We start from the raw sequence: 7,285 nt of genomic DNA, 5'->3' as shown, positions 1-7,285 counted from the left end.
GGACTTCTCCCCCTTGGGGAGAAGAAACAAGCGGCGGACGCTCGCCCAATAAGCGGACGCCGTGAACTCAAGCGGAATATGTCGAACAACCTACCATAATAATGGCAGTCGTCACCCCTGATGCAATATATGCGCCGCCTTCACAGCCGCCGATGCCCGGTTTTCCACCCCGAGCTTCACATAGATCTGTTCCAGATGCTTGTTCACGGTTCTCGCGGAAAGGCCGAGGATATCGCCGATATCGCGGTTGGATTTGCCCTTCGCGATCCACAGCAGCACTTCCGATTCCCGCGCGGTGAGGGAAAAATGTTCGCGCAGCAGGTGGTCGCCGGATTTCTCATTGGCGGCGGTGAGGCGGAAGAGGAATTCATCCGGCCCCATGGCGCCAAGGAAGGACAGTTGCAGGGCGGGCCGCCCGGCCTCGGTGATCGTCAGCGGCACGTCGCGGCCGGTTTCCGCCGCCGCCCGTTCTGCGAGCCAGCGGCCAATATGGCTGGTGACGATTTCCATGCCGTCATCGCGGCCGGTGGCGGCGTTGACGAGCCGCGTCGCCTGCGGCGTCGACCAGTGGATCGCCCCATTGGCGCGCACGGCGAGCAGGTGGCGGCCGGCGGCATCAAGCGCGACGCGGGCGCTCTGGGCCGAGCGGGCATTGGAAAGGTGCACGCGGATGCGGGCGCGCAACTCGTCGATGTTGATCGGCTTGGTCAGATAATCGACGCCGCCGGATTCCAGCGCCCGCACCACATGTTCGGTCTCGGTCAGCCCGGTCATGAAGATAACGGGCACCTGCGCCACCGCCGCATTGGCCTTCAGGCGGCGGCAGGTCTCGAAACCGTCCATCGCCGGCATGACGGCGTCGAGCAGGATGATATCGGGCGTGATGCGTTCGGCAATGTTGAGCGCGGCCTGGCCGGAGGTGGCGATGAGGGCGGAAAAGCCGGACTGTTCCAGCGCATCGGTGAGGAACCCCAGTGCCTCCGGGCTGTCATCCACCAGCAATACGATGTCTCTCGGGGCTGCCGCCGCCTGACCGCTCATGCCTTGCCGTCTCCCGTGTCACTATCCGCAAACCGTTTAAGAAAATGCGCGTAACCGGCCAGATCGAAGGCCTGCACATAGGTGCCGAGCTCCTGCGTGAAGGGCAGGTTTTCCGTGTTGCGGGCAAGATCGGCGAGTTTCGCCTCGATGCCGCGTATGTAGCCTATTTCGCCGAGCCGCTGCAAATCCTGAATGTGAATTGCGCCGGGATGGACGATCTGCGCCACGGGCGGCGGCGATGGCGGGGGCGGCATATCCGCCTCGTAGATCCATTTCAGGCCGAGATGCACGGCAAGCCTGTCGCAAAGCTGGCGGATATCGACAGGCTTGGCGATGGCGTCATTGTGGTTGTCCTCGCCCGCGCCCGCCACTGTCCCGTCGCCGATATTGGCCGAGAGCATGATGAGCGGGGCAGTCTGGCCGGCTTCACGCAGTTTCGTCACAAGCTGCCAGCCGGTCATGCCGGGCATGGAAATATCGATGAGGAAAAGGTCGGGCTTCACGCCTTCGATGAGCGTCAGGCATTCCGGCCCGCTCTGCGCCGTCAGCACTACGAAATCCAGCGGCGAGAGCACCTGCCGCATCAGTTCGCGATGATCCTCATTGTCATCGACCACGACGATGGTGCGGCGCGGGCCGGAATAGGAGCGAATGGTCTTTTCCGCCGCCGGTGCCGTGCTTGGCCGGTGCACGGCAGAGAGCATGAGGCGCACGCGGAAAGTGGAGCCTTCATCCTTTGCGCTGGAAACGGAAATTTCGCCGCCGAGCGTATTGGTGAGGAGCCTCGTGATGGTCAGGCCGAGGCCGAGGCCCGGCATGGGGCGCACGCTGTCTGCCTCGCCGCGCTGGAAGGGCTCATAGATGCGGGCGAGGTCCTTTTCGGCAATGCCACGGCCGGTATCGGAGACGGTGAAACTCGCCACCTGGCTGCGATAACCGACATCGAAGGTGACGGCGCCCTCATCGGTGAATTTGATGGCGTTGGAGATGAGGTTGACGAGGATCTGGCGCAGCCGCTTTTCATCGGTGCGGACATATTGCGGCAGGGCCCGCGACCGGTCGTGGCGAAATTCCAGCCCCTTGGCCTGCGCCTGCGGGCGGAACATGTCGACGATCTGGTCGAGGAAATCCTGAATATTGATCTCGTTGGAATAGACCTGCAGACGGCCCGCCTCGATCTTGGAAATATCCAGAAGCCCGTCGATCAGGCCAGACAGGTGATCGGCTGAACGGCGGATGACCTTGATTGCCGATTGCCGGGGCGGGGGAATGGTGTCGTCGCGCTCGAGAATCTGGGCATAACCAAGAACCGCATTGAGCGGCGTGCGCAATTCATGGCTGAGGCCGACGACATAACGGCTCTTGGCGCGGTTAGCGGCCTCGGCCGTTTCCTTGGCGTCCTGAAGGGCGGCGTCGGTCTTCTTGTGAGCGGCGATTTCCTTCAGCAGCAATGTGTTCTGGCGGGAGGATTCCTCTTCCGCCACCACCCGGCTGTCATGGGCAAGCACGAGGAACCAGCAGACGATGCCGGCAATGACGGCGAAGACGAAAAACACGATGAGGATGGTGCGGTTCACCACATCGGCCGTTTCTGGCGAGGCGGTGCCGACCTGATGGGCGATCATCGCGAGAATGCCGCCGATGGCGGTGACGGCAATCGCCGCCGCCATGCCGTAACGTCCGAGCCGGGTGGCGAGTTTCGCCACCAGCTGATCCGGCAGGAAGGATTTCGCGACGGTGGCGACCTGATAGTTCAGCTTGGCCTTCGGCTTGCACATGTCGTGGCAGCGGCTGTCCAGCGAGCAGCAGAGCGAACAGATCGGTGCGGCATAGGCCGGACACCAGGCCATGTCCTCCGGCTCGAAAGGGTGTTCGCAGATGGAGCAGGTGATGCTGCTTTCCTCACGCCACTTCTGGCGCGGTTTGCGGGCGAGATAAAATTTGCCCTTCGTGCCCCATGCAATCAGCGGCGAGGCGGTGAAAGCGACGATCAGCGTCAGATAGGGCGCGAGCGATGCGGCGAGCGGTCCGAAGGCTCCGAAATGCGCCATCAGCGCAATGGTGGCCGAAAGCGCCATGGAGCCGACGCCGACGGGGTTGATATCGTAAAGATGGGCGCGCTTGAATTCGATGCCGGGCGGGGCAAGGCCGAGCGGCTTGTTGATGAAGAGATCGGCGGAAATGGTGCAGAGCCACGCCATGGCGATGATGGAGAAGATGCCGAGCGTTTCTTCCAGTAGCCTGTAGATGCCGAGCTCCATCAGAAGCAGCGCGATCGCCACGTTGAAGACCAACCAGACGACGCGGCCGGGGTGGCTGTGGGTGAGGCGCGAGAAGAAGTTCGACCATGCGAGCGAACCCGCATAGGCGTTCATGACGTTGATCTTCAGCTGCGAGACGACCACGAAGGCGACCATCAGCAGCATGGCCGCCGTCTCGTTGGGGATCATGTAACCGAAGGCGGTGAGATACATCTGCGCCGGATCGGCGGCGCGATCCACCGAGACGCCGGAGCTGAAGGTGAGCACCACGAGGAAGGAGCCGGCGAGCAGCTTCGGCACGCCGACGACGACCCAGCCGGAGCCCGCCAGGAAAACCGCAATGCGGTGGCGCAGGCGGCTTTGCCCCTCGGCCGGCAGAAAGCGCAGGAAGTCCACCTGTTCGCCGATCTGCGACATCAGCGCCAGAATGACGGCGGAGGCCGCGCCGAATTCCACCAGATTGAAATCCGCGACCGTTCCCGGCGGGCCGGAGGCGTGGTGAATACCGGCAAAGGCGCGCCAGAGATCGTATTTTTCCCAGTCCAACAAAGCGATGAACACGAAAGGCAGGACGTTGAGGATGATCCAGAAGGGCTGGGTGATGATCTGGAAACGGCTGATGAGGCGCACGCCATGGGTGACCAGCGGAATGACCATGACGGCCGAGATGATGTAGCCGATCCACAGCGGAATGCCGAGCGCCAGTTCCAGCGCGCCGGACATGATCGACGCTTCGATGGCGAAGAGCATGAAGGTGAAGGCGGCATAGATCAGCGAGGTGATGGTGGAGCCGATATAACCGAAGCTCGCGCCGCGCGTCAGAAGATCGATATCGACACCGTGACGGATGGCGTAACGGCTGATCGGCAGGCCGACGGCGAGCATGGCGATGGCGGCGACGAGGATGGCGTAAAAGGCGTTGGTGGTGCCATAGGAGAGCGTGATGGCGCCGCCGATGGCTTCCAGCGCCAGAAAGGAAATCGCGCCGATGGCGGTGTGGGAAATGCGGTTGGAGGAAAATTGCCGGGCGCTCTTGGCGGTGAAGCGCAGCGCATAATCTTCCAGCGTCTGGTTGGCGACCCAGCGGTTATATTCGCGCCTGACGGGGATGATGCGTTGCCGTGCGGCCATGCCTATCTAGCGCCTTTCCGCAACGGGCCTCTCACAGCCGCACCGACATGCCGCCATCCACCGTCAGCACATGGCCGTTGACGAAGGAGGATGCGTCGCTGGCCAGAAACAGGGCTGCACCGGCGATTTCATCCGGCCTGCCCCAGCGTTCCAGCGGCACGCGCAGCTTGGCAAAGGCGACCATGTCAGGGTTTTCGGCAAGGGCCGCATTGGTTTCCGTGGCGAACATGCCGGGTGCAATGGCGTTGCTGGTGATGCCGCGCGCACCATATTCGACAGCTATTGCGCGCATCAGCCCGGTTAGCCCCTGCTTGGCAACGGGATAGATCGCATCGCCCGGCCTGACGATGTGGCCGAGAATGGAGGTGATGGTGATGATGCGGCCGTAACCGTTGGTGTTCATGGCTTGCGCGGCGTCTCGCGACAGCGAGACGGAGGAGGTGAGGTCGGTGCGGATAAGCTCCAGCACGTCCTCGTCGCTGAATTCGGAAAGCGGGCGGCGGTCGCGTGCGCCAACATTGTTGACGAGGATATCGAGATGGCCGAATTCGTCCATGATGCGGTGGACGAGGGCAGTTCCGGCGGCGGTGTCGGCAATGTCGAAAGCGGCATAATCGGCTTTTCCGCCGGCTTGCCGAAGTGTGCCTGCTGCCTGTTCCAGCGCCTCGGCGTTGCGGCCGGTCAGCCACACATGGGCGCCAGCCTCGGTAAAGGCCCTGGCGATTTCGAAGCCGAGACCGCGGCCGCTGCCGGTGATGATGGCGATGCGGTTTTCGAGAGAGAATTTTTTGAGAATGCCCATCGCTCACCTTCTTGCTTTAGAGCATCGGACCGAAAACCGTGTCTCGGTTCGGAAAAGCCGATGCGGTTGGTCAAAGCCACGCAACGTCTTCGAGTTTGCGCATAGGCAAGAATATTCCACGCAGGGCAGAGGGCGAAAGGTCGCCTGTCCGGTCCGGCCGTTCGGTGGACATAAAAATGGCGTCGCCCGGTTGCGGGCGACGCCATGTCTTGGGTTATCAGGCAGCAGCCGACTTTGCGAGCGGCACTTCTGCAATCGTCTTCAGAACGACGGAAGCGATCTGGTAAGGGCAGCCCTGCGAGTTCGGACGACGGTCTTCAAGGTAACCCTTGTAACCGTTGTTGACGAAAGAATGCGGAACGCGGATCGAGGCGCCACGGTCGGCAACGCCGTAGGAGAACTTGTTCCACGGAGCGGTTTCGTGCTTGCCGGTCAGGCGCAGGTGGTTGTCCGGACCGTAAACGTCGATGTGCTCTTTCCAGTTCTTGGCGAAAGCGGCCATGAGGGCTTCGAAATAGTCCTTGCCGCCAACTTCGCGCATGAACTTGGTGGAGAAGTTGCAATGCATGCCCGAACCGTTCCAGTCGGTATCGCCGAGCGGCTTGCAATGGAATTCGACGTCGATGCCGTACTGTTCGCAAAGACGCAGCAGCAGGTAACGGGCGATCCAGATCTGGTCGGCGGCGCGCTTGGAGCCCTTGCCGAATACCTGGAATTCCCACTGGCCCTTGGCCACTTCGGCGTTGATGCCTTCGTGGTTGATGCCGGCTTCGAGGCAGAGGTCGAGGTGCTCTTCAACGATTTCGCGGGCAACCGAACCGACATTCTTGAAGCCGACGCCGGTGTAATAAGGACCCTGCGGAGCCGGGTAACCCTGTTCCGGGAAGCCGAGCGGGCGGCCGTCCTGGTAGAAGAAATATTCCTGTTCGAAGCCGAACCATGCGTCCTCGTCGTCGAGGATGGTTGCGCGGCTGTTCGAAGCATGCGGGGTGACGCCATCGGGCATCATGACTTCGCACATGACGAGTGCACCGTTGGAGCGGGCCGGGTCGGGATAGATCGCGACGGGCTTCAGCACGCAATCCGACGAGTGGCCTTCGGCCTGCTGCGTGGACGAGCCATCAAAGCCCCAAAGCGGCAGCTGCTCGAGTGTGGGGAATTCGTCGAATTCCTTGATCTGGGTCTTGCCGCGCAGGTTGGGGACCGGCTTGTATCCGTCCAGCCAGATGTACTCGAGTTTGAACTTAGTCATTACGAACCTCTCATAGGTAACAATGCGAAGCCTTGAGGCCTCCCGTGGCTTTGGCCACCGAAGCGCATTCGCGTTCAAGGGCTGACCCCTTAGATGCATGCCGCGTGCCAGATTGGCGATATCAGGCGATTTTTTCGAAAAATCTTTCAGGCCCCCTGTCGCGCAGGAGCCTGGATATCGCGCGTGGCTGGTTCTGCTGCACTGCGGCAGGCAAATTCACCCCTCATGTTTCATCATTGAATCCTGATAGATAGCTGGCGTCTCCCGGCGAAATGCCCTGCTGCGGTGCAATGATTTCGGTTGCGCGCGAGGGATTGGCATTTGCCCCAAAAACCGGCGCTTTCGGAATGGTTTTTCTTGTAGATGAGACGATTAATGCCTATATTTTTCGCAAGGTGATTTTTTTTTAATCAAACGGAGCGAATCTGGCCTTTGCGGGTTAGCTCCAGACATAAAGTGCTTCGATGCAAACAGAGTGAGATGATCGAAATGGCAACTGGCATTCATCGCGAGACGGCAACGATCTATCAATTCCCGGTCGGCGGGCGCGCGGGTCTTTCCAAGTTCCGCAACAGCAGCCTCAGCGACCTCGAGCGTCAGGCGCAGGAGCCGCATATCGATTTCGGTTCGTGGTATCACGACGATGCGATCCGCGACGAAGAGCGGAACGATAAGCCGCATTCCTGATGGTCGCATTCCTGATGTGAGACCGTGCCGTGCATTTCTTCTCCCCGTGGGGGAGAAGGTGGCCCGAAGGGTCGGATGAGGGGGCAACCCCTCCGTATATCGCGGCGCTCG

Annotated in this window: 5 protein-coding genes; 1 reads left to right on the top strand and 4 read right to left on the bottom strand. The window is 61.2% G+C overall.

Annotated elements, in window-relative coordinates:
- Nucleotides 1–111: 111 nt before the first annotated feature.
- From AGR13A_RS11910 to AGR13A_RS11895, 4 genes are all read right to left on the bottom strand, one after another.
- Nucleotides 112–1,041, bottom strand: coding sequence for a response regulator (locus AGR13A_RS11910; RefSeq protein WP_065656763.1), 930 nt, complete (start codon nt 1,039–1,041; stop codon nt 112–114).
- Nucleotides 1,038–4,433: a hybrid sensor histidine kinase/response regulator gene (locus AGR13A_RS11905; protein WP_080835765.1), complete on the bottom strand. Its 3,396-nt coding sequence runs from the start codon at nt 4,431–4,433 to the stop codon at nt 1,038–1,040. The genes AGR13A_RS11910 and AGR13A_RS11905 overlap by 4 nt, the downstream gene beginning before the upstream one ends.
- A gap of 31 nt (nt 4,434–4,464) precedes the next feature.
- Nucleotides 4,465–5,235 carry an SDR family oxidoreductase gene (locus tag AGR13A_RS11900; RefSeq protein WP_080835762.1) on the bottom strand — a complete coding sequence of 257 codons (771 nt, stop codon included), beginning with the start codon at nt 5,233–5,235 and terminating at the stop codon, nt 4,465–4,467.
- 217 nt (nt 5,236–5,452) lie between these two features.
- Nucleotides 5,453–6,487 (bottom strand): glutamine synthetase beta-grasp domain-containing protein, encoded by a 1,035-nt coding sequence (locus AGR13A_RS11895; protein WP_003520621.1) that lies wholly within the window; start codon nt 6,485–6,487, stop codon nt 5,453–5,455.
- 480 nt (nt 6,488–6,967) lie between these two features.
- Here AGR13A_RS11895 and AGR13A_RS11890 point away from each other — a divergent pair, with 480 nt between their 5' ends.
- Nucleotides 6,968–7,174 (top strand): DUF2735 domain-containing protein, encoded by a 207-nt coding sequence (locus tag AGR13A_RS11890; protein ID WP_003520619.1) that lies wholly within the window; start codon nt 6,968–6,970, stop codon nt 7,172–7,174.
- Nucleotides 7,175–7,285: the final 111 nt, after the last annotated feature.

Source organism: Agrobacterium genomosp. 13 str. CFBP 6927 (genome assembly GCA_900012615.1).
GTDB lineage: Bacteria > Pseudomonadota > Alphaproteobacteria > Rhizobiales > Rhizobiaceae > Agrobacterium.
The sequence above is the reverse complement of the archived record's forward strand: the minus strand, read 5'-3'. Positions and strand labels throughout refer to the sequence as shown.

Coding starts and splice junctions, on each gene's coding strand:
- AGR13A_RS11910 (WP_065656763.1), bottom strand. CDS start 1,041: ATGAGCGGTCAGGCGGCGGCAGCCCCGAGAGACATCGTATTGCTGGTG.
- AGR13A_RS11905 (WP_080835765.1), bottom strand. CDS start 4,433: ATGGCCGCACGGCAACGCATCATCCCCGTCAGGCGCGAATATAACCGC.
- AGR13A_RS11900 (WP_080835762.1), bottom strand. CDS start 5,235: ATGGGCATTCTCAAAAAATTCTCTCTCGAAAACCGCATCGCCATCATC.
- AGR13A_RS11895 (WP_003520621.1), bottom strand. CDS start 6,487: ATGACTAAGTTCAAACTCGAGTACATCTGGCTGGACGGATACAAGCCG.
- AGR13A_RS11890 (WP_003520619.1), top strand. CDS start 6,968: ATGATCGAAATGGCAACTGGCATTCATCGCGAGACGGCAACGATCTAT.